Source organism: Kocuria sp. GQ42, from assembly GCF_059758435.1.
This window is the reverse complement of record NZ_JCAXEN010000002.1, coordinates 515,010-539,516: the sequence shown is the minus strand read 5'-3', so window position 1 is coordinate 539,516 and position 24,507 is coordinate 515,010. Positions and strand designations below refer to the sequence as shown.

Annotated in this window: 19 protein-coding genes; 4 read left to right on the top strand and 15 right to left on the bottom strand. The window is 73.2% G+C overall.

All coding sequences use genetic code 11. The features are described from left to right. Positions 1-284: 284 nt before the first annotated feature. The 6 genes from tyrS to AC6CH6_RS07900 all read right to left on the bottom strand — a co-directional run bounded on the left by tyrS (position 285) and on the right by AC6CH6_RS07900 (position 8,082). On the bottom strand, positions 285-1,595 hold the full coding sequence (tyrS, locus tag AC6CH6_RS07925) for a tyrosine--tRNA ligase (RefSeq protein WP_498254707.1): 1,311 nt from the start codon (positions 1,593-1,595) through the stop codon (positions 285-287). Between the two features lie 67 nt (positions 1,596-1,662). Continuing rightward, complete coding sequence (locus AC6CH6_RS07920; RefSeq protein ID WP_498254706.1) at positions 1,663-3,921, bottom strand: HelD family protein; 2,259 nt, start codon at positions 3,919-3,921, stop codon at positions 1,663-1,665. Positions 3,922-4,039: 118 nt separating this feature from the next. Next, positions 4,040-4,576, bottom strand: a complete 537-nt coding sequence (locus AC6CH6_RS07915) for an adenine phosphoribosyltransferase (protein ID WP_031282693.1) — start codon at positions 4,574-4,576, stop codon at positions 4,040-4,042. 26 nt (positions 4,577-4,602) lie between these two features. Continuing rightward, entirely contained in the window at positions 4,603-5,286 is a 684-nt protein-coding gene (locus AC6CH6_RS07910; RefSeq protein WP_498254705.1) for a DNA-3-methyladenine glycosylase, read from the bottom strand. After that, the gene (gene argH, locus AC6CH6_RS07905) at positions 5,283-6,731 is read right to left on the bottom strand and encodes an argininosuccinate lyase (RefSeq protein WP_017832871.1); all 1,449 of its coding nucleotides are present in this window, start codon (positions 6,729-6,731) and stop codon (positions 5,283-5,285) included. The genes AC6CH6_RS07910 and argH overlap by 4 nt, the downstream gene beginning before the upstream one ends. Positions 6,732-6,870: 139 nt before the next feature. Beyond that, positions 6,871-8,082 (bottom strand): argininosuccinate synthase, encoded by a 1,212-nt coding sequence (locus tag AC6CH6_RS07900; RefSeq protein WP_133410413.1) that lies wholly within the window; start codon positions 8,080-8,082, stop codon positions 6,871-6,873. Positions 8,083-8,394: 312 nt separating this feature from the next. Between AC6CH6_RS07900 and AC6CH6_RS07895 the strand changes: the two genes are divergently transcribed. Continuing rightward, positions 8,395-10,071 carry a catalase gene (locus AC6CH6_RS07895; RefSeq protein WP_498254704.1) on the top strand — a complete coding sequence of 559 codons (1,677 nt, stop codon included), beginning with the start codon at positions 8,395-8,397 and terminating at the stop codon, positions 10,069-10,071. Between the two features lie 109 nt (positions 10,072-10,180). Here the strand turns inward: AC6CH6_RS07895 and AC6CH6_RS07890 are convergent, their stop codons facing one another. Continuing rightward, positions 10,181-11,701, bottom strand: coding sequence for a long-chain-fatty-acid--CoA ligase (locus tag AC6CH6_RS07890; RefSeq protein WP_498254703.1), 1,521 nt, complete (start codon positions 11,699-11,701; stop codon positions 10,181-10,183). A 194-nt stretch (positions 11,702-11,895) separates the two neighbouring features. Between AC6CH6_RS07890 and AC6CH6_RS07885 the strand changes: the two genes are divergently transcribed. Then, on the top strand, positions 11,896-12,339 hold the full coding sequence (locus AC6CH6_RS07885) for an ankyrin repeat domain-containing protein (protein WP_017832875.1): 444 nt from the start codon (positions 11,896-11,898) through the stop codon (positions 12,337-12,339). 40 nt (positions 12,340-12,379) lie between these two features. On the opposite strand, the gene AC6CH6_RS07880 is transcribed toward AC6CH6_RS07885, so the two are convergent. The 6 genes from AC6CH6_RS07880 to argC are packed head-to-tail and all read right to left on the bottom strand — an operon-like array spanning position 12,380 to position 18,391. Continuing rightward, entirely contained in the window at positions 12,380-12,874 is a 495-nt protein-coding gene (locus AC6CH6_RS07880; RefSeq protein WP_133410415.1) for an arginine repressor, read from the bottom strand. Continuing rightward, a complete protein-coding gene (gene argF, locus AC6CH6_RS07875; RefSeq protein ID WP_498254702.1) occupies positions 12,871-13,839 on the bottom strand; it encodes an ornithine carbamoyltransferase in 969 nt (322 codons plus the stop codon). Before argF ends, AC6CH6_RS07880 begins: the two co-directional genes overlap by 4 nt. Before the next feature lie 8 nt (positions 13,840-13,847). Further along, positions 13,848-15,158 (bottom strand): acetylornithine transaminase, encoded by a 1,311-nt coding sequence (locus tag AC6CH6_RS07870; protein ID WP_498254701.1) that lies wholly within the window; start codon positions 15,156-15,158, stop codon positions 13,848-13,850. Further along, positions 15,155-16,084, bottom strand: a complete 930-nt coding sequence (gene argB / locus AC6CH6_RS07865) for an acetylglutamate kinase (protein WP_109243429.1) — start codon at positions 16,082-16,084, stop codon at positions 15,155-15,157. Before argB ends, AC6CH6_RS07870 begins: the two co-directional genes overlap by 4 nt. Before the next feature lie 46 nt (positions 16,085-16,130). After that, a complete protein-coding gene (gene argJ, locus AC6CH6_RS07860; protein ID WP_498254700.1) occupies positions 16,131-17,345 on the bottom strand; it encodes a bifunctional glutamate N-acetyltransferase/amino-acid acetyltransferase ArgJ in 1,215 nt (404 codons plus the stop codon). Further along, positions 17,342-18,391 (bottom strand): N-acetyl-gamma-glutamyl-phosphate reductase, encoded by a 1,050-nt coding sequence (gene argC, locus AC6CH6_RS07855; protein WP_498254699.1) that lies wholly within the window; start codon positions 18,389-18,391, stop codon positions 17,342-17,344. Before argC ends, argJ begins: the two co-directional genes overlap by 4 nt. Before the next feature lie 332 nt (positions 18,392-18,723). Here argC and AC6CH6_RS07850 point away from each other — a divergent pair, with 332 nt between their 5' ends. Both AC6CH6_RS07850 and AC6CH6_RS07845 read left to right on the top strand, forming a co-directional pair. Further along, positions 18,724-19,692 (top strand): quinone oxidoreductase family protein, encoded by a 969-nt coding sequence (locus tag AC6CH6_RS07850; protein WP_498254698.1) that lies wholly within the window; start codon positions 18,724-18,726, stop codon positions 19,690-19,692. Next, on the top strand, positions 19,689-21,056 hold the full coding sequence (locus AC6CH6_RS07845) for a M1 family metallopeptidase (RefSeq protein WP_498254697.1): 1,368 nt from the start codon (positions 19,689-19,691) through the stop codon (positions 21,054-21,056). The genes AC6CH6_RS07850 and AC6CH6_RS07845 overlap by 4 nt, the downstream gene beginning before the upstream one ends. 87 nt (positions 21,057-21,143) lie before the next feature. Here the strand turns inward: AC6CH6_RS07845 and AC6CH6_RS07840 are convergent, their stop codons facing one another. After that, positions 21,144-21,761, bottom strand: a complete 618-nt coding sequence (locus tag AC6CH6_RS07840) for a hypothetical protein (protein WP_480154031.1) — start codon at positions 21,759-21,761, stop codon at positions 21,144-21,146. A gap of 190 nt (positions 21,762-21,951) precedes the next feature. After that, positions 21,952-24,504, bottom strand: a complete 2,553-nt coding sequence (pheT, locus tag AC6CH6_RS07835) for a phenylalanine--tRNA ligase subunit beta (RefSeq protein ID WP_498254696.1) — start codon at positions 24,502-24,504, stop codon at positions 21,952-21,954. Positions 24,505-24,507 lie beyond the last annotated feature (3 nt).

The following is a 24,507-nucleotide window of genomic DNA, read 5'->3' as shown; positions in this document are numbered from 1 at the left end:
TTCGGTGCCCTCCGCGTCGGAACTTCGTTCCCCGCCTCAGGCAGCTCGACCATCCTACGCAGTCCGTTCTCGGCGTGTCAACTTGCGTTGTTCCGGGTTCGGACCGACCTGAACGGTCGCTCCCGCATGAACTAGGCAGCACCTGTCGGTCCTGCTGCTCTTTGCGGTGTCGTCGCCCGCCGGCCTCTCGGCCCTGCCTGACGACTCGATGAACACTACACCCCCGCCCAGGGGCCTGCAAGCTCGGCTCCCGGACGGGGGTGGTGGGCGGATCGGGGCCCGGATCAGGCCTCCACGGTGACGGCGGCGAGGTGCTTCTTGCCGCGGCGCAGCAGCGCCCACCGGCCGTGCAGGAGCTGGTCGGGCCCGAGCTCGGCGTCCTCGCCGACGACCTTCTCGTTGTTGACGTACGCCCCGCCCTCCTTGAGGGTCCGGCGCGCGGCGGACTTCGACTCGGACAGCCCGGTGGCCACGAGGAGGTCGGCGACCTGCAGCGCTCCGGAGGACACGCTCGCGCCGGGCAGCTCCCGGGCGACCGAGTCCAGGGTCTCGGCGTCGAGCTCCGTGAGCTCGCCCCGGCCGAAGACGGCGGCCGAGGCCGCGATCGCCTTCTCGGTCGCCTCCTCTCCGTGCACCAGCGAGTTGACCTCCCAGGCGAGGACCTTCTGGGCCTGCCTCTTGTAGGGCTCCTCCTCCACCGAGCGCGCCAGCTCCTCGATCTCGGCCCGGGTGAGGAAGGTGAAGACCTTGAGCCGGTCGACCACGTCCGCGTCGGCCGTGTTGAGCCAGAACTGGTAGAAGGCGTACGGCGAGGTGAGCTCCGGGTCCAGCCACACGGCGTTGCCCTCGGACTTGCCGAACTTCGTGCCGTCCGAGTTGGTGATCAGCGGGGTGCCGACGGCGTGCACGGACACGCCTTCGACCTTGCGGATCAGGTCGGTCCCGGAGGTCAGGTTCCCCCACTGGTCGGAACCCCCGGTCTGCAGGGTGCACCCGTGGTCGCGGTAGAGGTTCAGGTAGTCCAGTCCCTGCAGGATCTGGTAGCTGAACTCGGTGTAGGAGATGCCCTCCTCCGAGTTGAGCCGCTTGGCCACGATGTCCTTCTTGATCATCGTGCCGACCCGGAAGTGCTTGCCGATGTCCCGCAGGAAGTCGATGGCGGAGAGCTGGGAGGTCCAGTCCAGGTTGTTGACCATCACGGCCCGGTTCTCGCCCTCGAAGGAGAGGAAGCGCTCGACCTGGGCGCGCAGCAGGTCCACCCACTGCGCGACGGTCTCCCGGGAGTTCAGGACCCGCTCGGAGGTCTGCCGCGGGTCCCCGATCAGACCGGTGGACCCGCCCACGAGCCCGATCGGGTGGTGGCCGGCGAGCTGGAGCCGGCGCATGAGCAGCAGCTGCACCAGGTGCCCGAGGTGCAGGGACGCCGCGGTGGGGTCGAACCCGCAGTAGTAGGTGACCTTCTCCTCCGCGAGCGACCGCTCGAGGGCCGCCTCGTCGGTCGACACGTGCACGAGGCCGCGCCACTGCAGCTCCTGCCACACGTTGGCGAAGGACGGATCGTTGTGCTGGAGGTCCAGGTCTATTGCGTTCGACACGGCTTCCAAGGTACCAGGACGCGGAGGGGGTTCCCCTCCGCGTCCCGGTGCCTCCGGCGGCCCGGGGTCAGAACCGGTCGAGACCGGCCGGCAGCGGCCGGGCGGCGACGACGCGCAGCCGCTGGGTGGGCCGGGTCATGGCCACGTACAGGTTGCCGACCCCGCCGCCGACCTCCTCGACGAGCGCCTGCGGCTCGACGACCACCACCGAGTCGAACTCCAGTCCCTTGGCGTCCCACGCGGAGAGCACCACGACCTGCCGGTCCAGCCGGCGGACCCCGGCACCCACGAGCCCGGGCAGGGCCCCGGCGAGCGCCGTGCCGATCTCCTGCACGCGGTCCTCGGGCACGATCACGGCCACGAGCCCGCCGCTGACCAGCTCGAGCTCGGTGCGCACCTGCTCGAGGACGCCCTCGACCACGTCCGCGGCGCCGACCCGCTGCACGATCGGCGGCTCGCCCTCCCGGACGGCCCGCGGGGCGGAGATGTCCAGGCCGGCGGCCCGGGCGACGTCGACCGCGGCCGCGGCGATCTCGGCGGGGGTGCGGTAGTTGACCGTGAGCTCGTCGAGGACGAACCGCTCCCCCACGAAGGGCCCGAGGGCGTCCTGCCAGCTGCGGGCGGCGGTGGCCGAGCCCGCTTGGGCGATGTCGCCGACCACGGTGAACGACTTCATGGGGCACCGGCGCATGAGCACGCGCCACTGCATCGGCGAGAGCTCCTGGGCCTCGTCGACCACGACGTGCCCGTAGGCCCACGTGCGGTCCGCGGTCGCGGCCTCGGCGGCGGTCATCCGGTGCTGGGTGACCGCGTTGAAGTCCGTGAGCTGGGCCGCGGTCACGATGCCGTCCGCGCCGACGTCCTCGAGGCTCTGGTGCATGTTCGCCAGTGCGTGCTCGGCGTTGTCCGTGGCCTTGCGGTGCTCCCGGTCCGCCTCGGCCCGCCGGCGCACCCCGGCCTCGTCGAGGTCGCCCAGCAGCTCGGCGGCCTCGTCCAGCAGCGGCACGTCGGCCACCGTGAAGGGGGCGTCGGCCGGGCGCAGCAGGGCCTCGACCTGGGCGGCGCTCAGGTGCGGGGCGGCGGACTCGAGGTAGTGCCGCTTGCTGAACAGCTGCCCGACGAGGGTCTGGGGCGACAGCGGCATCCACGCGAGGTTGAGCGCGATCCGCACGTCACGGGACTGCCGGATGTCCTCCGCGAGGTAGGAGCGGTCCATGACGTTGCCGCTGGTGGTGTTGAGGTGCTCGCCGAGCTGCTCGGTGAGCTCGCGCAGGGCGATCTTCACGAACGTGTTGCGCGCCTCGTTGTGCGGCTTCCCCGTGGCACGGGCCTTGTCCCGGGCCCGCTTGACGGTGCGCGGGGTCAGCGTCACGCGGTGGGAGTCGACGCGCAGGACCTGGTCCGCCGCCGGGACCTTCTGCCGGTCCCGCACGGCGCGGGCCACGACCTCGGCCATGTCGAGGCCGGACTTGAGCCGAGCGGTCTGCGGGTCGCGCTCGGGGACGGCCGCCATGCCGGGGAACAGCTCGGACAGGGAGGACATCACGACGCCGGTCTCCCCGAGCGCCGGCAGCACCCGTTCGATGTACCACATGAACGACGACGACGGGCCGACGATCAGCACTCCCGCCTTGCGCAGCCGCTCCCGGTGCTCGTAGAGCAGGTACGCCGCCCGGTGCAGCGCCACGGCGGTCTTGCCGGTGCCGGGCCCGCCCTGCACCACGCGGACGCCGGGCAGCGGGGCGCGGATGATCTTGTCCTGCTCGGCCTGGATGGTCGCGACGATGTCCGACATCCGTCCGGTGCGCTTCTGGTTCAGCGCCGCGAGCAGGGCGCCCTCGCCGTGGAGCACGCCCTCGTCCTCGAGCATGTCCGGGTCGAGGACGTCGTCCTCGAGGGCGGCGACGTCGCGGCCCTCCAGGATGAGGTGGCGGCGGCGCCGGATGCCCATGGGGTTCTGCGCTGTGGCCTGGTAGAAGGCGGCGGCCTCGCGGGCGCGCCAGTCCACCATGAGCCGCTGGTGGTCCGTGGTGGCCAGGCCGATGCGCCCGACGTAGCGGCGGTCGCCGTCCTGGCCGTCCAGGCGGCCGAAGACGAGCCGGTGGTCCACGGCCTCGAGCTGGGCGAGCCGGTCCTCGTAGTGGGAGGCGAACGCGTCACGCTCCGCGCGGTTCTGGTGGTTGCCGAAGGACTCGCTGCGGCGCACGGCCGCGAGCTCGGCGGTCTTCTCGGCCCGCAGCTCGTCGAGCCGGTCGTAGAGCATCGCGACGTACGCGCGTTCGACAGCAAGTTGCTCGGCCGCCATCGTGGCGACGGTCTCTGCCATGGGTGGACACCTCGTTCCGGATCGAACAGACCATCGATTCTACCGGTCCGCGGGCGTTCCGACGGCGATCCGGCGGCGCGGTGCGTCACAGTGCTTCGCCGGGGTGCTTCGCTCCTGGTCAGACCCGGTACAGTGCCCGCACCCGGTGGCCGCCGAGCTGGCTGCGGCCCCGCAGATCGGTGAGCTCCATGATCAGCCCGAACCCGGCGACGTGCAGCCCGGCCCGGTGCAGCAGCTGCGCCGTGGCCCCGAGGGTGCCGCCGGTCGCGAGGATGTCGTCGAGCACGAGCACGCGGGCCCCGCGCGGGACGTCGTCGGTGTGGATCTCCAGCACCGCCGAGCCGTACTCCAGGACGTACTCCTCGCGGAAGGTCTCCCGGGGCAGCTTCCCGGCCTTGCGCACCGGGATGAGGCCCACGCCCGTCGCATAGGCCACGGCCCCCGCCATGAGGAAGCCCCGGGCCTCGACACCGGCCACGTGGTCGAACTGGCCGCGGAAGGCGTCGGCCAGGGCGTCGACGGTCCGCCGGAAGCCGGGACCGTCCGCGAACAGGGGCGTCAGGTCGCGGAAGAGGACCCCCGGCTCCGGGTAGTCGGGGATCTTCACGCACAGGCGCTCGATCATCTGCTCAACGGATTCAGTCACACCGCTCATGCTATCCGTCCGGGTCCCGCGCGGACTCAGCGGCGCCGGCGCGGGACCGCGGCGCGGTACGGGGAGACGGAGGCCTCGCCGGGCAGCCACCAGCGCCAGGGGAACTCGGGGGTCCCGCCGGGTCCGGACACCCCCGTGCGGGGCCCGCGGCCGGCGGCGGGGGCGTCCCCCGGACCGGGCAGCCGCAGGAAGAAGCCCGGTGCCGCGGCGGCCTCCCCCGCGGTGAGCGGGGCGCCGTCGTGGGTCAGGTCGATGCCCAGGGCCTTGGCGAGGTTGCCCGGGCCGCGGGCCAGCGCGGCGTCGGGCACCGGGCCGGAGCGTCCGGCGGCCCGGCGGGCGCGGGCCAGCGGCACGCCCTCGACGACCTCGCCCGCGCGGAGCAGGCACCCGCCGGCGGTGCCCTCGGGACGGCAGACCAGGTTCACGGCGTGGTGCATGCCGTAGGTGAAGTACACGTAGACGTGGCCCGGCGGACCGAACATCGAGGCGTTGCGCGCCGTCCGCCCGCGCCACGTGTGCGCCCCCGGGTCCGGCAGGTCGGAGCCGTCCGGCCCGCCGTAGGCCTCGACCTCCGTGATCCGCAGGACCACGGAGCCCTCGGCGGTCCGGTGGCCGAACAGGCTCCCGAGCAGCCGGGGGGCCACCTCGGGAGCCGGCCGGGACAGCAGCTCGAGCAGCGCCGGCCCGGTGGCGGGCCCGTTCCCGCTCATCCCGCGACGATCGGCGCCCGCCGCGAGAACTCCGCGGCCTCGGCCACCTGGCGCTCGAGCTCGCCGATCTGCGCGGCCACGGCCGACGGCGCCGTGCCGCCCTGGGCGCTGCGCGAGGCCAGCGAACCCGCCACGGTGAGCACCTCGCGCACGCCGGGGGTGAGCCGGTCGGAGATCGCGGCGAAGTCCTCGTCGGAGAGGTCCCACAGCTCGATCCCGCGCTGCTCGCAGACGCGCACCGCGTCCCCGGCGACCTCGTGCGCGTCCCGGAAGGGCACGCCCTGGCGCACGAGCCACTCGGCCACGTCCGTGGCGAGGGCGAAGCCCTGCGGGGCGAGCTCGGCCATGCGCCCGGTGTTGAAGTCGAGGGTGGCGATCATCCCCGCGACCGCGGGCAGCAGCACCTCGAGCTGGTCGATCGCGTCGAAGACGGGCTCCTTGTCCTCCTGGAGGTCCCGGTTGTAGGCCAGCGGCAGGCCCTTGAGCGTGGCCAGCAGCCCGGTGAGGTCGCCGATCAGGCGGCCGGCCTTGCCGCGGGCGAGCTCGGCGATGTCCGGGTTCTTCTTCTGCGGCATGATCGAGGACCCGGTGGAGAAGGCGTCGTCGAGGGTGACGAAGGAGAACTCCTTGGTGGCCCACGTGGTGATCTCCTCGGAGATCCGGGACATGTCCACGGCGATCATCGCGGTGACCCAGGAGAACTCGGCGTAGACGTCCCGGGCCGCGGTGCCGTCGATGGAGTTGTGCACGGCGGAGTCGAAGCCCAGCTCGGCGGCGACGGCCCCCGGGTCCAGTCCGAGCGAGGACCCGGCGAGCGCCCCCGAGCCGTACGGGGAGACCGCGGCGCGGGCGTCCCAGTCCACGAGGCGCTGCACGTCCCGCAGCATCGCCCACGCGTGGGCGAGCAGGTGGTGGGACAGCAGCACCGGCTGGGCGTGCTGGAGGTGGGTGCGCCCGGGCATCGGGGCCTCCGGGTGGGCCTTCGCCTGGTCCAGGAGGGCCTGCACGACGTCGAGCACGTTGCGGGCGATGATCGCGGCGTGGTCGCGCAGGTACATCCGCCCGAGGGTGGCGATCTGGTCGTTGCGGGACCGGCCGGCGCGCAGCTTGCCGCCGAGCTCGGGCCCGGCCCGCTCGATGAGGCCCTTCTCGAGGGAGCCGTGGACGTCCTCGTCGGAGGGGGCGGGCGCGTAGGCCCCGGAGCGGACGTCGGCCTCGAGCCGGTCGAGGGCGTCGAGCATGCCCCCGAGCTCGTCGTCGGTCAGCAGCCCCGCGGTGCGCAGGACCCGGGCGTGGGCCCGGGAGCCCGCGATGTCGTAGGGGGCCAGGCGCCAGTCGAAGTGCGTCGACCGGCTCAGCGCCGCGAGGGCGTCGGCCGGTCCCCCGGCGAAGCGCCCGCCCCAGAGCGCGCCCTCGTTGGTGCCGTGCTTGTCCTGCTGCGCCATGTCTCTCCTCGTGAGTTCCGCCGGGGCCGGGGCCGCCGGGGTCGGGTCGGCCGGGCGTGGGCGGAGGGCCCCACCGCCGGGATGGGGCCCTCCGTCGTCGTGCCCGTTCCTGCTGGGGACGAGCCTACGTGCTGAGGGGCTACTTGCCCTCGGCCGCGATCCGCTGCTCGCGGGACGCAGCGACCTTCGAGGACATGCCGAACAGCTCGATGAACCCGCGGGCCTGGGACTGGTCGAACGCGTCGCCCTCGTCGTAGGTGGCGAGGTTGAAGTCGTACAGGGAGGTGTTCGAGCGGCGGCCGGTGACCGTGGCCTGGCCGGCGTGCAGGGTCATCCGGATGTCGCCGTCCACGTACTTCTGGGTGTCCTGGATGAACGCGTCGAGGGACTGCTTGAGGGGGGAGAACCACTGGCCGTCGTAGACGAGCTCGGTCCAGCGCTGGGTGGCCATCCGCTTGAAGCGGGCCTGCTCGCGCTCGACCGTCACGTTCTCCAGCTCACGGTGCGCGGCGATCAGGGCCATGGCGCCGGGGGCCTCGTAGACCTCGCGGGACTTGATGCCCACGAGCCGGTCCTCGACGATGTCGATCCGGCCCACGCCCTGGGCGCCGGCGCGGCGGTTCATCTCCTGGATCGCCTGCAGCGGGGTGACGGGCTGGCCGTCGAGGGCCACGGGGATGCCGCCCTTGAAGCTGATCACGACCTCGTCGGCCGGCGGCGGGAACGTGGGATCGTCCGTGTAGTCGTAGACGTCCTTGGTGGGGGCGTTCCAGATGTCCTCGAGGAACCCGGTCTCCACGGCGCGGCCCCAGACGTTCTGGTCGATCGAGAAGGGGTTCTTCTTGGTCGTGGCGATCGGCAGGTGGTGCTTCTCGGCGTAGTTGATGGCCTTGTCGCGGGTCAGGGCGAGGTCGCGGACCGGGGCGATGCACTTGAGCTCGGGGCCCAGCGTCTGGATGCCCACCTCGAAGCGGACCTGGTCGTTGCCCTTGCCCGTGCAGCCGTGGGCCACGGTGGAGGCGCCGAAGCGCTTGGCGGCGGCCACGAGGTGCTTGACGATGACCGGGCGGGACAGCGCGGAGACCACGGGGTAGGCGTCCATGTAGAGGGCGTTCGCCTGCAGCGCCGGCATGCAGTACTCCGCGGCGAACTCGTCGCGGGCGTCGGCCACGTAGGCCTCGACGGCCCCGCAGTCGAGGGCGCGCCGGCGGATGGTCTCGAGGTCCTCGCCGCCCTGCCCCACGTCGACGGCGACGGCGATGACCTCGGCCCCCGTCGCCTCGCCGATCCAGCCGATGGCCACGGAGGTGTCGAGACCCCCGGAGTAGGCCAGCACAACACGCTCGGTCACGGTGTTCTCCTTCGTCGGTGGTCCGGGCGCCACGGCGTGGCCCCGCCTTCTGTGCATGACTATACACGCCGACTTGTATTTATGCATACTCTGCGGACCGCCCCGCGCACTCCCCCGCCGGGCCGCAGCCGCCCTCCGACCTGCGGGGGTGCCGTGCGCCACTCCGCAATTATGAATAGCTAGCAATAGCCCGGTCCATCCGACATACTGGGGACCAGGTGTGATCCAGACCGACCGACCGCACCCCACCACGGCGGGGGCCACGCGCCCCGGCCGTCCTGCACACCCGGTCCCTACCCCGAGAGGAACCCCATGACGAACGTTCCCGAGCAGACCCTCACCACGCGCCAGGGCCACCCGGTCCACGACAACCAGAACACCCGCACCGTCGGCTCGCGCGGGCCCGCGACCCTCGAGAACTACGCGTTCCTCGAGAAGATGAGCCACTTCGACCGCGAGCGCATCCCCGAGCGCGTGGTGCACGCCCGCGGCACCACCGCCTTCGGCTACTTCGAGGCCTACGGCGCCTACGGCGACGAGCCCATCGCGAAGTTCACCCGCGCCAAGGTCTTCGCCGAGGCCGGCAAGCGCACCGACGTGGCCGTCCGGTTCTCCACCGTGGCCGGCGGCCGGGACTCCTCCGAGGTGGCCCGCGACCCGCGCGGCTTCGCTGTGAAGATGTACACGGAGGAGGGCAACTGGGACCTGGTCGGCAACAACCTCGGCGTGTTCTTCATCCGGGACGCCATCAAGTTCCCCGACTTCATCCACTCCCAGAAGCCGGACCCCGTGAACTTCGAGGCCTCGGTGGCCAACCGCGCCTTCGACTTCTTCAGCCAGTCGCCCGAGGCGATGCACATGATCACGATCCTGTTCTCCCCGCGCGGGATCCCGGCGGACTACCGCCACCAGCAGGGCTTCGGCGTGAACACCTACAAGTGGGTCAACGCCGCCGGCGAGTCCCTCCTGGTGAAGTACCACTGGATCCCGAAGCAGGGCGTGAAGTCCCTCACCTCGGCCGACGCCGCGAACATCCAGGCCCAGACCCTCGGCTCGCACACCAAGGACCTCTACGACGCGATCGAGGCCGGCGACCACCCCGAGTGGGAGCTGCAGGTCCAGGTCATGGAGGACCACGACCACCCCGAGCTGGACTTCGACCCGCTGGACGACACCAAGGTCTGGCCGGAGGAGCTGTTCCCGCCGAAGCCGGTCGGCCGCATGGTCCTGAACCGCAACCCGCAGAACTTCTTCGCGGAGAACGAGCAGATCGCCTTCGGCACCGGCGTGCTGGTGGACGGCCTCGAGTTCTCCGACGACAAGATGCTCGTGGGCCGCACCTTCTCCTACTCGGACACCCAGCGCTACCGCGTGGGCCCGAACTACCTGCAGCTGCCGGTCAACGCGCCGAAGGCGCCGGTGGCCACCAACCAGCGCGACGGCCAGATGGCCTACGCCGTGGACCACGCGCCGGGCCAGAACCCGCACGTGAACTACGAGCCGTCCATCATCGGCGGCGTGCAGGAGACTCCGAAGCCCGAGGGGTACCAGCCCGAGGTCGGCCCGGAGATCAGCGCGCGCCTGACCCGCGCCCGGATCGAGCGGACCAACGACTACAAGCAGGCCGGCGAGCGCTTCCAGCTCCAGGAGGAGTGGGAGAAGGAGGAGCTCATCGACAACCTGGTCGGCGCGCTGTCCCAGTGCGACCGCCCGATCCAGGAGCGCATGGTCTGGCACTTCTACATGGTCGAGGACGAGATGGGCCGCCGCGTGGGCGACGGCATCGGCGTCTCCCTCGAGGACGTCAAGGACCTGGGCCCCCTGGCCACCCAGCGCCTCTCCGAGGAGGAGCTGCAGCGCGTGGCCAACCTCGGCAACAACGGCCCGCGCAGCGTGGCGGGTCTCACCATGACCCACTGCGTGCCCAACGAGCACGTCGCCGTGGAGCGCGAGCCCCAGCAGGCGAGCCCTGCGATGATGTCCAGCTGACCCCGTCCGGGAGGCGCCCCGCCCGGGGCGCCTCCCCCGGTGTCCCGGTGGACCCACCGTGCAGGAGGGGCCGGCCGCGTCCAGCGGCCGGCCCCTTCCGTGTGCGGGCTCAGCCGCGGTGCCCGGCGCCCGCGAGGTCGAGGGAGCGCTTGAGGATTTTGCCGGTCGGGCCCTTCGGCAGCTCGTCGACCACCTTGTAGTAGCGCGGGTGCTTGTACTTGGCCACGCGCTCGCGGACGAAGGCGTCCAGCTCGTCGACCTTCGCGTCCCGCTCCGCCTCGGGCACGTCGCGGAAGGCGACGACGGCGGCGACCTCCTCGCCCATCGCCTCGTCCGGCACCCCGACCACCGCGGCCTCGGCGATGCCGGGGAACTGGTAGATCACTTCCTCGACCTCGCGGGGATAGACGTTGTAGCCGCCGCGCAGGACCATGTCCTTCTTGCGGTCCACGATGTAGTAGAAGCCGTCCTCGTCCACCCGGGCGAGGTCCCCCGTGGCGAACCAGCCGTCACGGATCGCGGCCTCGGTGGCCTCGGGGTTGCGCCAGTAGCCGGCCATCACGTACTCCCCGGCCACCACGAGCTCGCCGATCTCCCCGACGGGGACCTCCGCGCCGAGGTCGTCCACGACCTTCAGCTGCGCGCCCCGCACCACCGTGCCGATCGAGCCCGGACGGCGTCCTCGGTCCTTCTGGTTGAAGCACACCACCGGGGAGGTCTCGGACAGGCCGTAGCCCTCGTAGATGGGGGCGCCGAAGACCTTCTCGAAGCGCTCCAGGACCTCGACCGGCAGCGGAGACCCGCCCGAGACCCCGGCCCGCAGGTGCGGCAGCTCGACCGTCCCCCCGTCCGCGGCGGCGAGCAGCGCCACGTACATGCTCGGCACCCCGGCGAAGACCGTGACCTCGTCCCGGGCCAGGATCTCCAGCGCCTTGGCCGGGTCGAAGCGCGGCAGCAGCGTGACGGTCGCCCCCGCGTGGACGACGCCGTTGAGCGCCACGGTCTGGCCGAAGACGTGGAAGAACGGCAGGGCCCCGAACATGACGTCCCCGGGCGCCAGGTCGAAGAGGCCCGCGGACAGCGCCGCGTTGGCCCGGAGGTTGTGGTGCGTCAGGACGGCGCCCTTGGGCCGTCCCGTGGTCCCGGAAGTGTAGAGCAGGACGGCGGGCTCGTCGTCGTCGCGCTCGGCGACCCCGGGCCGCGGCGGGACGTCCGCGAGCGCCTGCAGCGTCCCGGCGGCCGAGACCTCGACCACCCGGACGTCCCGGTCCAGGTCCGCGACCGCGGCGCGGGTCGCCTCGGCCATCGCCTCACAGACGAGCACCAGGGACACCTCGGCGTTGTCGAAGTGGTACGCCAGCTCCCGGGGGCTGAGGAGGGGGTTGAGGGGCACGACCACCCCGCCCGCGCGCAGGATCCCGTAGTAGGCGATCGGCATGTGGGGGACGTTGGGCAGGATCAGGGCCACCCGGTCGCCCTGCCCGACGCCGGCGGCGGCGAGCATCGACGCGACCCGCGCGGACAGGTCGTCGAGGGCCCCGTAGGTCAGGACCTTGTCGTCGAGGACCACCGCCCGGGACTCCGGGGAGGCCGCGGCCGTGTCGGTGAGCAGGGTGGCGAGATTCGTCATGGGGGAACTCCGGATCCCCGGTGCACGGGCACCGGCGCGAGGAACGGGCACGAGGTGAGCTGTGTCACACGAGCGTGCCAGTCGGTTACTGCAACGTCAAGACCCGGGTACTTGGGGGTGGTGCGTGTCGCGGTCCCCGCCCCCGATAAACTGGCCGGCAGGAGCAGCATCCGACCGACCGCGAAGGACCACCCGTGACCGAGAACCCCCAGCCGACCGACCAGCCGCAGGACCCGGCGGCCCCCCAGCTGACCGAGGAGGAGATGGCCTACGTGCTCTCCCTGTTCGAGATGGCCCGGACGGGGGACACGGAGAACCTCCTGCCGGCCGTGCGCGCCGGCGTCCCGGTGAACCTCACCAACGGCAAGGGCGACACCCTGCTGGTCCTCGCGGCCTACCACCAGCGCGAGGAGACCGTCGCGGCGCTGCTCGAGGCCGGGGCGGACCCGGACCGGGTCAACGACAACGGTCAGACGGCGCTGATGAGCGCGGTCTTCCGGGGCAACGAGACGATCGTGCGGACGCTGCTCGCGGCCGGGGCCTCGCAGACGGCCGGCGCCCACTCGGCCCTGGACTTCGCCCGGGTCTTCGAGCGCACGGAGCTCGTCCCCGTCCTGGAGGAGTACGCGGCCCGCTGAGCGCGCGGCGCACGGCCGACACGGGGCGGCGCCGGGACCTCTACTCGGCGAGCTCCAGGAAGCGGCGGGCCACGGCGTGGCCGCCGTCGGCCGCCCGGCACACCACCATGATGGTGTCGTCGCCGGCGATGGTGCCGAGGACGGCGGGGAGCACGGACGTGTCGATGGCGGAGGCGAGGTACTGGGCGGCCCCCGGCGGGGTCCGCAGGACCACGAGGTTCGCGCTCGCCTCGGCGGTGACCAGCAGCTCGCGGCACAGGCTGGCCAGGCGGGCGTCGAGCACCTCCTGGGTGATCCCGGAGGCGGGCGAGCGGTCGGCCCCGGCCTGCGGGACGGCGTAGACGAGGGCGCCGGAGCCCTCGCGCACCCGGACGGCCCCGAGCTCCACGAGGTCGCGGGAGAGCGTGGCCTGGGTGACCTGCACGCCGTCCTCGGCCAGCCGGGCGGCCAGCTCGGCCTGCGAGTGGATCGCCCCTCCGGTCACGAGGGCCACGATCCGGGCCTGCCGGGCGGTCTTGGTGGCGGGGATGCTCATGCGGGGACGGCGGGGGCGTCGGCGGCGCCCAGGTCGTAGCGCCCGGAGCGCGCCATGAGCCAGACGAGCAGGGCCTTCTGGGCGTGCAGGCGGTTCTCCGCCTCGTCCCACACCACGGACTGCGGGCCGTCGATGACCTCGGCCGCGACCTCGGAGCCGCGGAAGGCGGGCAGGCAGTGCAGGAACAGCGCCCCGGGCGCGGCCTGGGCCATCGCCGCGGCGTCCACGGAGTACGCCCGGAAGACCTCCGCCCGCGCTTCGGTCTCCGCCTCCTGGCCCATGGACACCCAGGTGTCGGTGCAGACCACGTCCGCCCCGGCGAGCGCCTCGGCCGGGTCGGTGGTCACGCGCACGGACCCCCCGGTCTGCTCCGCGCGCTCCTCGGCGGCCCGCACCACCGCCGGGTCCGGGAGGTGGCTCGCCGGGCCGGCGACGCGCACGTGCATACCGGCGGTGGCCCCGCCCAGCAGGTAGGAGTGGGCCATGTTGTTGGCGGCGTCCCCGAGGTAGGCGAAGCTGAGCCCGGCGAGACCGCCCCGGTGCTCCCGGACGGTGAGCAGGTCCGCGAGGATCTGGCAGGGGTGGTAGTCGTCGGAGAGCCCGTTGACGACGGGCACGGTGGCGGCCGCGGCCATCTCCTCCAGCCCGGACTGGGCGTAGGTGCGCCACACGATGGTCGAGGCCATGCGGGAGAAGACGCGCGCGGTGTCCGCCACGCTCTCCTTGCCCAGCTGCGACTCGCCCGGGTTGATCATGAGCGGGTTGCCGCCGAGATCGGCGATCCCGGCGGAGAAGGAGACCCGGGTGCGGGTCGACGTCTTGTCGAAGATCACGGCCACGGTCTGGGGACCCGCGTAGGGCCGGTGGGCCCAGCGGTCGGCCTTGAGGCGGGCGGCGAGCTCGAGCACCTCGGTCTGCTCCCGCTGGGAGAGGTCGGTGTCGACGAGGAAGTGGCGGGGGGTCATGGACGGGTTCATGCTTCTTTCGGCGGGGAGTCGGGCGAGGTCGCGGCGGGGGCCGTGACCGCGGCGGCGGTGCGCAGGATCTCGGGGAGCGCGTCGAGGAAGGTGCGCGCCTGCTCGGGGGTCAGGATCAGGGGCGGGGCCAGGCGCAGGGTACCGGGGCCGGTCGCGTTGACGATGAACCCGGCGTCCCGGGCGGCCTCGACCACGGCGGGGCCGAACGGGGCCGTGGCGCCCTCGGGGACCTCGAGGTCGGCGCCGATCAGCAGTCCGTGCTGGCGCACGTCGCCGATCCCGGGGACCGCGCGCAGCCCCTCGCCGAGCACGGCGCCCACGGTGCGCGCGTGCGCGAGCAGGCCGTCCTCCTCGATGACGGTGACGGTGGCGAGGCCCGCGGCGGTGGCCGGCGGGTTTCCGCCGAACGTGGTGCCGTGCTGGCCGGCCCCGAGCAGCGCGGAGACCTCCGGGCCGACGGTCAGCATCGCGCCGATCGGGAAGCCGCCGCCGAGGCCCTTGGCCAGGGTGATCGCGTCCGGCAGGTCGTCGCCGGTGAGCTCGGCGGAGGAGGCGAACCAGCGGCCGGTGCGGCCCATCCCGGTCTGCACCTCGTCCACGACGAGCAGCGCGCCGTGCCGGCGGGTCAGCTCCCGGGCGCGCCGGAGGTAGCCCTCGGGCAGCTCGCGCACGCCGGCCTCGCCCTGCACGGGTTCCACGATCAGCGCCGCGACCGTCCCGTCGAGGTGCTCCTCGAGGGCCTCGACGGTCGCGGGGATGTGCCGGACCCCGCCCGGGAGGGGCTCGAAGGGCGCCCGGTAGGCCTCCTTGGCGGTCAGGGCGAGCGCGCCCATGGTGCGGCCGTGGAAGGCGGACTCGAGGGCGAGGACGGTGCCGCGGGGCCGGCCGTCCGGGCCGGGGTGCTCGTGGCCGTGGCGGCGGGCGAGCTTGAACGCGGCCTCGTTGGCCTCGGTGCCGGAGTTCGCGAAGAAGACGTGGGAGCCCGCGGGCGCGCCGGCCAGGGACAGTAGCTTCCCGGCGAGGGCGATCTGCTGGGGGGAGGTGAAGAAGTTGGAGACGTGCCCGAGGGTGGCGAGCTGGCGGGAGACGATCTCCACCCAGCGCGGGTGGGCGTGGCCGAGGGCGTTGACGGCGATGCCCGCGAGCAGGTCGAGGTAGTCCCGGCCGTCGGCGTCGGTGACCACGGCGCCCTTGCCGTGGGTGAGCACGAGGGACGGGCTGCCGAAGACGCCGAGCAGCGAGTCGGCGTACTCGCCGAGCAGGGCGGTCTGGGCCGAGTAGCGGGAGGCGGTGTGCTGGGCGGTCATGACGATGCTCCGTGGTCGGGGACGAGCTGGGTACCGATGCCGGTGTCGGTGAAGATCTCGAGCAGGCACGTGTGCGGGCTGCGCCCGTCGACGATGGACGCCCGGCGCGCCCCGCCCTCCACGGCCCGCAGGGCCGCCTCCATCTTGGGGATCATCCCGGCCTGCAGGCTCGGGAGCATCGCGCGCAGCTCCGAGGCGGACAGGGACGCGATGAGGGAGTCCTTGTCGGGCCAGTTCGCGTAGAGCCCCTCGACGTCGGTGAGGGCCACGAACTTCTCGGCGCGCAGGGCCACCGCCACGGCGGCGGCGGCGGTGTCCGCGTTGACGTTGAGGATCTCCCCCGTGGGGCGGCCGTGCGCGTCGACCTCCGGCGCCACGGAGGAGATGACGGGGATCCGCCCGGCCTCGAGGAGCTGGGTGACGGGCTCGGGGTTGACGCCGACGACCTCGCCCACGTGGCCGAGGTCCACCTCCTCGCCGTCCACGACGGTGCCCCGGCGGACCGCGCGGAACAGCTCGGCGTCCTCCCCCGAGAGCCCCACGGCGTACGGGCCGGTGGCGTTGAGCAGGGAGACGAGCTCCCGCTGGACCTGCCCGGTCAGCACCATGCGGATGGCGTCCACGGCCTCCTTGGAGGTGACGCGCAGCCCGCCGCGGAACTCGGACTCGATGCCCAGCCGCTCCAGCATGCGGTTGATCTGGGGCCCGCCGCCGTGCACCACCACCGGCTTGATCCCGACGTGGCGCAGGAACACCATGTCCTCCGCGAAGGCCTGCCGCAGCGGCTCGGACACCATGGCGTTGCCGCCGTACTTGAAGACCATCACGGACCCGGAGTAGCGCTGGATCCAGGGCAGGGCCTCCATCAGGGTGCCCGCCTTCAGCTGGGCGGTCTCGTAGCGGGTCGGGTCGCTCGGGTCGGTCATGGTTCTCCTGCGCCGTGGGTCGGTGCTGTGCTGGTGGGCGGGCGGGTCAGCTGGAGTAGGCGCTGTTCTCCTCGACGTAGTCGTGGGTCAGGTCGTTGGTCCAGACGGTGGCGTCGGCGTCCCCGGCCTTGAGGTCGACCAGGACGGTGACCCTGCGGTCGGCGGCCAGGTCCACGCCCTCGCGCGGGTCCCCGATCATGCCGTTGCGGCAGACCACGACGCCGTTGATGGCGACGTCGAGCCGGTCGGGGTCGAACGCGGCCTCGGTGGTGCCGACCGCGGACAGGACGCGGCCCCAGTTGGGGTCGTTGCCGTAGATCGCGGCCTTGAAGAGGTTGGAGCGGGCCACGGAGCGGCTCACGTCCTCCGCCTGCCGCTCGGTCGCGGCGTTGACGGTGGTGATCTCGATGTCGTGGGACGCGCCCTCGGCGTCCGTGATGAGCTGCTGGGCCAGCGAGTGGCACACCGCGGTCACGGCCTGGCTGAACTCGAACTCGTCCGGCGTGATCCCGGAGGCGCCCGAGCCGAGCAGGACCACGGTGTCGTTGGTGGACATGCAGCCGTCGGAGTCGGTGCGGTTGAACGTGACCTTCACCGCGTCCTCGAGCGCCCACTGCAGGGCGTCGGAGGAGAGCTCCGCGTCGGTCGTGAGCACCACGAGCATCGTGGCCAGGCCCGGGGCGAGCATGCCCGCGCCCTTGGCCATGCCGCCGACCGTCCACCCGTCGCGGACGTAGGCGGCCTGCTTGGAGACGGAGTCGGTGGTCATGATGGCCCGGGCCGCGGCGGCCCCGGCGGCGTCGTCGTCCCCGAGGGCCTCGACGACCCCGGGGAGGCCGCGCTCCATGACGTCCATGGGCAGCTGGATGCCGATCAGCCCGGTGGAGCACACCACCACGTCGCCGGCCCCGACCCCGAGCGCCTCGCCGACGAGCTCGGCGGTCCGGTGGGAGGCCTGGAAGCCCTGCGGTCCGGTGCAGGCGTTGGCGCCGCCGGAGTTGAGGACCACGGCGGCGGCCCGGCCGTCCGCGGTCGCAGCCTTGGACCACTGGACGGGCGCGGCGGTGATCCGGTTGGTCGTGTACACGGCCCCCACGTGGTGCTGGGGCCCGTCGTTGACGACGAGGGCGAGGTCCGGTCCGCCGGAGTCCTTGAAGCCGGCCTCGGTGCCGGCGGCGCGGAAGCCCTGGGCGGCGGCCACGCCGCGGGCGGTGTCGACCTGCAGGGTGCCGGCGGGCTGCTGGGAGGGGTACGTTCTCACGGTGCGACTCCTTGGAATGTCAGGCCGGTGTCCTCCGGCAGGCCGAGGGCGAGGTTCATGGACTGGACGGCACCGCCGGCGGTGCCCTTGACGAGGTTGTCGATCACGCACGTGACGATGACGCGCCCCGCCCGGGCGTCGTGGGCGAGCTGAAGCTGGGCGTGGTTGGAGCCGGCCACCGACTTCGTCGAGGGCCACCGTCCCTCGGGCAGGACGGTGACGAACGGCTCGGCCGCGTAGGCGGTCTCCCAGGCCTCCCGCAGCTGCCCGGCGGTCACGCCCTCGGGGACCCGCGCGGTGGCGGTGGTGAGGATGCCCCGCGGCATGGGGGCGAGCGTCGGGGTGAAGGAGATCCGCACGCGGCGCCCGGCGGCCTTCGAGAGGCCCTGCTCGATCTCGGGGGTGTGCCGGTGGGCGCCGCCCACCCCGTACGGGCTCATCGAGCCCATGACCTCCGAGCCCAGCAGGTGCGCCTTGACGGCCTTGCCGGCCCCGGAGGTGCCCGAGGCGGCGACGATCACGACGTCCTCCGGCTCCAGGAGACCGGCCGCGAAGCCGGGGCCCAGGGCGAGCAGGGCACTGGTCGGGTAGCACCCCGGCACCGCGATGCGGGTGGCGCCGCGGAGCTGCTCGCGCTGGCGGGTGCCCTCGGCGTCCACGACGAGCTCGGGCAGCCCGTACGGCCAGGTCCCGGCGTGCGGGGACCCGTAGAACTGGTCCCACTCCTCGGCGGAGTCGAGCCGGTGGTCGGCGCCGGCGTCGATCACCACGGTCTCCGCCGGCAGCTGTGCGGCGATCGCGGCCGAGGCGCCGTGCGGCAGGGCGAGGAAGACGACGTCGTGGCCGGCCAGGTTCTCCACCGTGGTGTCGACGAGCACCCGGTCGGCGAGGGAGTGCAGGTGCGGCTGCAGCTCCCCCAGCCGCTGGCCCGCGTTGGAATGGGCCCCCACGGCCCCGATCTCGATCTGCGGGTGACCGGCGAGGATCCTCAGGACCTCGCCACCGGCGTAGCCGGATGCCCCCGACACTGCTGCGCTGAACGTCATAGAACCCACTCTAGCTCAAAGTTATGCATGGTCTTCAATATTTATGCACGCTACGGGGGAAGGGCCGGCGGAGCGGGGCGCGGGTGCGCCTCGTCGGAGCACGTCAGGATCCCCCCGCTCGGATCGACCACGGCCGCTCTCGCGCTCCCCCCGGAACGGCTCTGCCCCCGAATCTACGCTTCCCGTCTGCAAATCTCGATGATTACGGGGGCTTTCCCGTGCCCCCTCTTGTGCACACGCTACCCCTGGGCGACCCCCGCGGGGAGGGCGCGGCGGGACTCCGTGCCTACCATGGCAGGGTTCCCGTCCGCGATGTCCAGGAGGTACCCGTCATGGTCCGTTGCGTCATGGTCGAGCGAGCCGGAGGCCCCGAGGTCCTGACCCTCGGCGAGCGTCCGGACCTCGAACCCGGTCCGCGCCAGCTGCTCGTCGAGACCCGCGCGGCGGGGGTGAACTTCATCGAGGTGTACCAGCGCGAGGGCGTCTACCCCGTGGAGCACCCCTTCACCCCGGGCTCCGAGGGCATGGGCGTGGTGACGGGCGTGGGCTCCGAGGTGCGCCACTTCGCCCTGGGCGACCGGATCACCACCTCGCAGGCGTCCCGGACCTACGCCGACGCCTTCCTCGTGGACGCCGACAAGGCCCTGCGCGTGCCCTCCGGTGTGTCCGACGAGGTCGCCGCGGCCGTCCCGCTGCAGGGTCTCACCGCGCACTACCTGGTCCGCTCGACGTACCCGGTCCAGGAGGGCGACGTCGCCGTCGTCACCGCGGGCGCGGGCGGGGTCGGAGGTCTCGCCGTGCAGCTGCTGAAGTCGCTCGGGGCCACGGTGATTGCCCTGGTGGGCTCGCAGGCCAAGGCGGAGACCGCGCGCTCCCTGGGGGCCGACTTCGCCCTGGTGGGCTACGAGGGCTTCGCCGAGCACGTCCGGGAGGTCACCGGCGGCCGCGGCGCCGACGTCGTCTACGACTCGGTGGGCAAGGACACCTTCGACGAGTCGCTCCGGGCGCTGCGCCGGCGCGGGATGCTGGTGCTCTTCGGCGGTTCCTCCGGCCAGGTGCCCCCGCTCGACCCGCAGCGGCTCGCCCAGCACGGCTCCCTGTTCCTCACCCGCCCCACCCTCAACGACTACCTGCTCGACGAGAAGGAGCGGAACTGGCGCGCGGGCGAGCTGTTCGACGCGGTGCTCGACGGGTCGCTGACCCTCCGCGTCGCCGAGACGTTCCCGCTCGACCGGGCACGGCAGGCCCACGAGCTGCTCCAGTCCCGCGCCGCCCAGGGCAAGCTGCTGCTGGTCCCGTGAGCGCCGCACCGATGCACCGCTTCCTCGGCGCCGACGGCGCACGGGACCCCTACACCCCGTTCGTGGGGTGCTGCGCGGCCACCGTGGAGCACTACGACCTGGACCTCGACTACGACGTCGAGGACAACGGCCTCGAGGCGCGCGCCACCCTGTCCTGCCGCGCGCTGCACGACACGGACCGGATCGAGCTGGACCTCACCGAGCTCGCCGTGACCGACGTCAGGTTCGGCACCGGCGGGCTCGGCGGTCTGCTCGGCGGCCGCCGCGTCCGCGCCGACCACCGCGGGAGCCGCCTCGTGCTGACCCTGCCGCGCGTCGTCGCCGCCGGGGAGGCGTTCACGCTCACCGTGGCCTACGAGGGGTACCCCGAGTCCCTGGACGGGCCCTGGGGCGAGATCGGCTGGGCCGAGCTCGACGACGGCGTGCTCGTCGCCGGGCAGCCCACCGGTTCGTCCACCTGGTTCCCGTGCGTGGACCACCCCTCTCACAAGGCCACCTACCGGGTCGCCGTGCACGCGGACGCCGACTACGAGGTGGTGGTCCACGGCGAGCTGGAGTCCGTGGTGGAGCGCGACGGCGAGCGCCACTGGGTGTACACGTCCCGGGTGCCGCTGCCGCCCTACCTGGCCACCGTGCAGATCGGCCCGTACGAGCGGCACGAGCTCTCGGGCTCGCGCGTCCCCCAGTACCTGGTGTGCTCCAGGAAGCGGCGAAAGAAGGCGGAGAAGACCTTCGCGGAGCAGGGCCGGATGATCGAGGTGTTCAACGACTGGTTCGGCCCCTACCCCTTCCCGAGCTACACCGTGGTGGTCGTCGACGAATCGCTGGAGGACCCGTTCGAGTGCTACGCGTGCTCCGTGTTCGGGAAGAACCAGCTGGGCACGGACTGGGAGGAGCAGCGGCTCGTGGCGCACGAGCTGGCCCACCAGTGGTTCGGCAACAGCCTGGTCCTCTCCGCGTGGCAGGACATCTGGCTCAACGAGGGGTTCGCGTCCTACGCGGAGTGGATCTGGTCCGAGGCCTCCGGCGACAGGCCGGCCCGCTGGCACGCGGAGAAGGCCCACCGGACCCTGTCCAAGATGCGCCAGGACCTCGTCATCGGGGACCCCGGGCAGGTGCGGCTCTTCGACGACGTGGTGTACGTCCGGGGCGCCCTCACCGTCCACGCGATCCGGGAAACCGTGGGCGAGGACGCCTTCCGCGCCCTGCTGCGCGGCTGGGCCACCGCCAACCGGGACGGGTGGGTGAGCACGGCGGGCTTCCGGGAGCACCTGCGGGGCTTCGTGCCCCGGGACCGGTGGGCGGAGGTCGACGGCCTGCTCGACGCGTGGCTGCTCCGCCGGGAGCTTCCCGCCCTGCACTGACCCGCCCCGGGCACCGACGGGAACGGGCCCCTGCCGGACGCTGTGCGTCCGGCAGGGGCCCGTTGCGCCGCGCGGCCGGCCGGCCGGTCAGTGCTCCCGGCGGTAGAGCCGGCGGGCGAACCAGACCCCGCCCCCGGCCGCGGCGAGACCGGCGAGCAGCAGCAGGGCCGCCTGGACGCGCTGCCACGCGATGGTGCCCGCGGTGACGCCGTCCCCGAACTCGCCCGCCTCGGCGGTCTCGACCACCTGGAGCGTGCCGTCCTCAACGGCGAGCAGCGCGTCGGCCTCCTGGTGGAAGTCGTCCTCGCCGGAGCCCGTCTGCGTGCCGCGGAAGACGATCTCCTCCCCCGCCTCCGGGACGCGCGGGTCGGCGAGGCCCGAGTCGAAGGGCTGCTCGGTGACCGCCTCGTCCGCGGGCAGCACCCCGCGGTAAATGGGGTTCCAGGTCTTGGTCTGCAGGTCGTTGGTGAGGTCCTGGTACTGCCCGGAGATCACCCACGACCGGTCCGCGTAGCCGGCCAGCCTGCGGGAGTCGTCCCAGGCGAGGGCCGCGCTCACCGCGAGGACCAGGCCCAGGAGCAGCCCCAGCAGGCCCACGGCCGTCGGCTTCCAGGCGATCGACCGGCGGGCGCGCCCGTCCTGCTCGTCCTGCTCGTCGTCGAAGGCGAAGAACGGCTCCTGGCGGTCGGTGGTCTCCTCGGTCATGCTGCGCTCCTGGAACGGGGTCGGGGAAGGGGGGTCGGTCGCGAACGCCGGGGTCGCGGCCGGGGACCCGGTGCCACAGTACCGAAGTCGACGGCGCACTCCCCGGCGTTCGCGAGTGTTACCGCCCGGGCGGGGCGGGACGACGGACGGCCCGCCCCCCGGAGGGGGCGGGCCGTCCGGGCGGGGCCGCTCAGCCGCGGAGCACGGCGCCGTGGCGCTCGGCGGCGACGGCGACGGCCGCCTCGCGGGCGGCGGAGGCCTCGTCCGCGGTCAGCGTGCGGTCCGGGGCCCGGAAGCGCAGCGCGAAGGCGACCGACTTCCGGCCCTCCTCGATTCCGGGGCCCTGGTAGACGTCGAAGACGCGGACGTCCTCGAGCAGCTCCCCGGCGCCCTCCTCGAGCGCGGCCCGCAGCTCGGCGGCCGGCACGGAGGCGTCCACCACGAGCGCGACGTCCTGCGTGGCGGCCGGGTAGCCGGAGATCGGGCGCGCCTGGACGACCCCGGACTCGGCCGCGGTGAGCGAGCTGAGGTTCAGCTCCATCGCCACGGTCCGCTCGGGGAGGTCCTGCGCGGCGACGAGCTGCGGGTGCAGCTCGCCCGCGTAGCCCAGCGGGGTGCCGTCGGCGGTGGCGAGCACCGCGGTGCGGCCCGGGTGGAACGCCTGGTGCGTGCCCTGGCGGACGGTCAGCTCGACCCCCAGCACCTCGGCGGCCAGCCGGGCGGCGTCGAGGGCGTCCTGCCAGTCGAACGCGCGCGGCGCGGTCCACGGCCCCTCGGCCGCGTCCTTGCCGGCGAGGACCGCGGCAAGGTGGCGCGGCTGGGCGGGCAGGCCGGCCTCGAGCTCCTCGAGCACCGCCGGGTCCGGGCGCGCCCCCAGCGGCGGGATGCTCGCGCTGCCGAGCTGCTCGCCGGGGCGGAAGACGCGCCCGACCTCGTAGAGCGCCAGGTCGCGGAAGCCGCGGGAGGTGTTGCGCCGCAGCACCTCGAGCAGGCCCGGGAGCAGGGACACGCGCAGCATCCCCTGGGCCTCGCTGATCGGGTTGGCCAGCTTCACCGACGGCACGGGGACCCCGGGCTCGGGGGCGCCCCACAGCTCGTTGTCGGCCTGCGCGACGAACGGGTAGGCGAGCACCTCGGTCAGCCCGGCGGCCGCGAGCGCGTCGGCCACCCGCTTGCGGGCCTGCTGCTCGGCGGTCAGGCCGCGCCCGGGGGGCGCCACGGGCAGCCGCGAGGGGATCGCGTCGTAGCCCACGAGGCGGGCGATCTCCTCGACCAGGTCCTCCTTCTCGACCAGGTCGGGCCGCCACGACGGGGGCACGACGCGCCAGCCGTCGTCGGTGGCCTCGACCTGCGCGCCGAGCTCGGTGAGGGTGGCGACGACCTGGTCCGCCGTGTACTCCACGCCCGTGCGGCGGCCGGGGTGGTCCCAGGGCAGCTCGATGGGCGCGGGGGCGCTGGTGGCGTCCACGTCGGTGACCCCGGGCCCGGCCGTGCCGCCGGCCAGCTCCACGAGCAGCTCCACGGCGCGCTGGGCGGCCACCGGGGCGATCTGCGGGTCCACGCCGCGCTCGAAGCGCTTGGACGCCTCGGAGGGCAGCCGGTGCCGGCGCGTGGTGCGGGCGATCGAAACCTCGTCGAAGCGGGCCGCCTCCACGAGCACGTCGACGGTGGCGTCCGAGACCTCGGTGGCCGCCCCGCCCATGACCCCGGCCAGGCCGATCGGCCCGGACCCGTCGGTGATCAGCAGGTCCTCGGGGTCCAGGGCGCGCCGCTTGCCGTCCAGGGTGGTCAGGGTCTCGCCCGGCGCCGCCCGGCGGACCCCGATGCCGCCGGTCAGCGTCCCGAGGTCGTAGAAGTGCAGCGGCTGGCCGAGCTCGAGCATCACGTAGTTGGAGACGTCCACCGGCAGGGAGATCGAGCGGATCCCCGCCAGGCGCAGCCGCGCCGACATCCACGGGGGCGTGGGGGCGCTCGCGTCGATGCCGGTCACCGTGCGGGCGACGAAGCGGGTGCACCCGGGGTTGCCGTGGATCGGGGCGTCGTCCTCGACGGCCACGGGGAAGCCGTCCGCGGTGGGGGCGGGCACCCGGGGCGCCACGGTCCCGGCCGGGTCGGTGAAGGGCTCGTGCACGGCGTGGCAGTACTCGCGGGCCACGCCGCGGATCGAGAACGCGTAGCCGCGGTCCGGGGTCACGTTGATCTCGGCGGCCTCGTCGTGGAGGCCGAGCAGCTCGAGGACGTCCGTGCCGAGCTCCGGGTCCAGGCCGAGGGTCGAGAGCACCAGGATGCCGTCGTGGTCCTCGCCGATGCCGAGCTCGCGCACGGAGGCGATCATCCCGGCGGAGGTGTGGCCGTAGGTCCTGCGCGCCGAGATCCTGAAGTCCCCGGGCAGGACGGCGCCGGGCAGGGTCACGACGACCTTGTCCCCGACCTCGAAGTTGTGGGCCCCGCAGATCACGCCCTGCACGCCGGAGGGGTCGATGCCCTCGCCGGTCAGGGTCTGCTCCTGGCCCTCGGGGACCACGCGGACGGTGCACCAGTTGACGGTCTTGCCGTTGGAGTGGGTCTCCGGCTCCTTGGACAGCACCTGGCCGACCACGACCGGGCCCTTCAGGTGGTCCGCGGGACGGTGCACGTCCTCCTCCTCGAGGCCCACCGTCACCAGGGCGGCCAGGACGTCCTCGGCGGTGGCGTCCGCCGGGACGGGGGCGTGCTCGCGCAGCCATGACAAAGGAACTCGCATGTC

What these genes read in the sequence shown, in the direction of transcription:
- AC6CH6_RS07920 (WP_498254706.1), bottom strand. Translation starts at nt 3,921, where the DNA reads ATGGCAGAGACCGTCGCCACGATGGCGGCCGAGCAACTTGCTGTCGAA.
- AC6CH6_RS07915 (WP_031282693.1), bottom strand. Translation starts at nt 4,576, where the DNA reads ATGAGCGGTGTGACTGAATCCGTTGAGCAGATGATCGAGCGCCTGTGC.
- AC6CH6_RS07910 (WP_498254705.1), bottom strand. Translation starts at nt 5,286, where the DNA reads ATGAGCGGGAACGGGCCCGCCACCGGGCCGGCGCTGCTCGAGCTGCTG.
- argH (WP_017832871.1), bottom strand. Translation starts at nt 6,731, where the DNA reads ATGGCGCAGCAGGACAAGCACGGCACCAACGAGGGCGCGCTCTGGGGC.
- AC6CH6_RS07895 (WP_498254704.1), top strand. Translation starts at nt 8,395, where the DNA reads ATGACGAACGTTCCCGAGCAGACCCTCACCACGCGCCAGGGCCACCCG.
- AC6CH6_RS07890 (WP_498254703.1), bottom strand. Translation starts at nt 11,701, where the DNA reads ATGACGAATCTCGCCACCCTGCTCACCGACACGGCCGCGGCCTCCCCG.
- AC6CH6_RS07880 (WP_133410415.1), bottom strand. Translation starts at nt 12,874, where the DNA reads ATGAGCATCCCCGCCACCAAGACCGCCCGGCAGGCCCGGATCGTGGCC.
- argF (WP_498254702.1), bottom strand. Translation starts at nt 13,839, where the DNA reads ATGACCCCCCGCCACTTCCTCGTCGACACCGACCTCTCCCAGCGGGAG.
- AC6CH6_RS07870 (WP_498254701.1), bottom strand. Translation starts at nt 15,158, where the DNA reads ATGACCGCCCAGCACACCGCCTCCCGCTACTCGGCCCAGACCGCCCTG.
- argB (WP_109243429.1), bottom strand. Translation starts at nt 16,084, where the DNA reads ATGACCGACCCGAGCGACCCGACCCGCTACGAGACCGCCCAGCTGAAG.
- argC (WP_498254699.1), bottom strand. Translation starts at nt 18,391, where the DNA reads ATGACGTTCAGCGCAGCAGTGTCGGGGGCATCCGGCTACGCCGGTGGC.
- AC6CH6_RS07850 (WP_498254698.1), top strand. Translation starts at nt 18,724, where the DNA reads ATGGTCCGTTGCGTCATGGTCGAGCGAGCCGGAGGCCCCGAGGTCCTG.
- AC6CH6_RS07840 (WP_480154031.1), bottom strand. Translation starts at nt 21,761, where the DNA reads ATGACCGAGGAGACCACCGACCGCCAGGAGCCGTTCTTCGCCTTCGAC.
- pheT (WP_498254696.1), bottom strand. Translation starts at nt 24,504, where the DNA reads ATGCGAGTTCCTTTGTCATGGCTGCGCGAGCACGCCCCCGTCCCGGCG.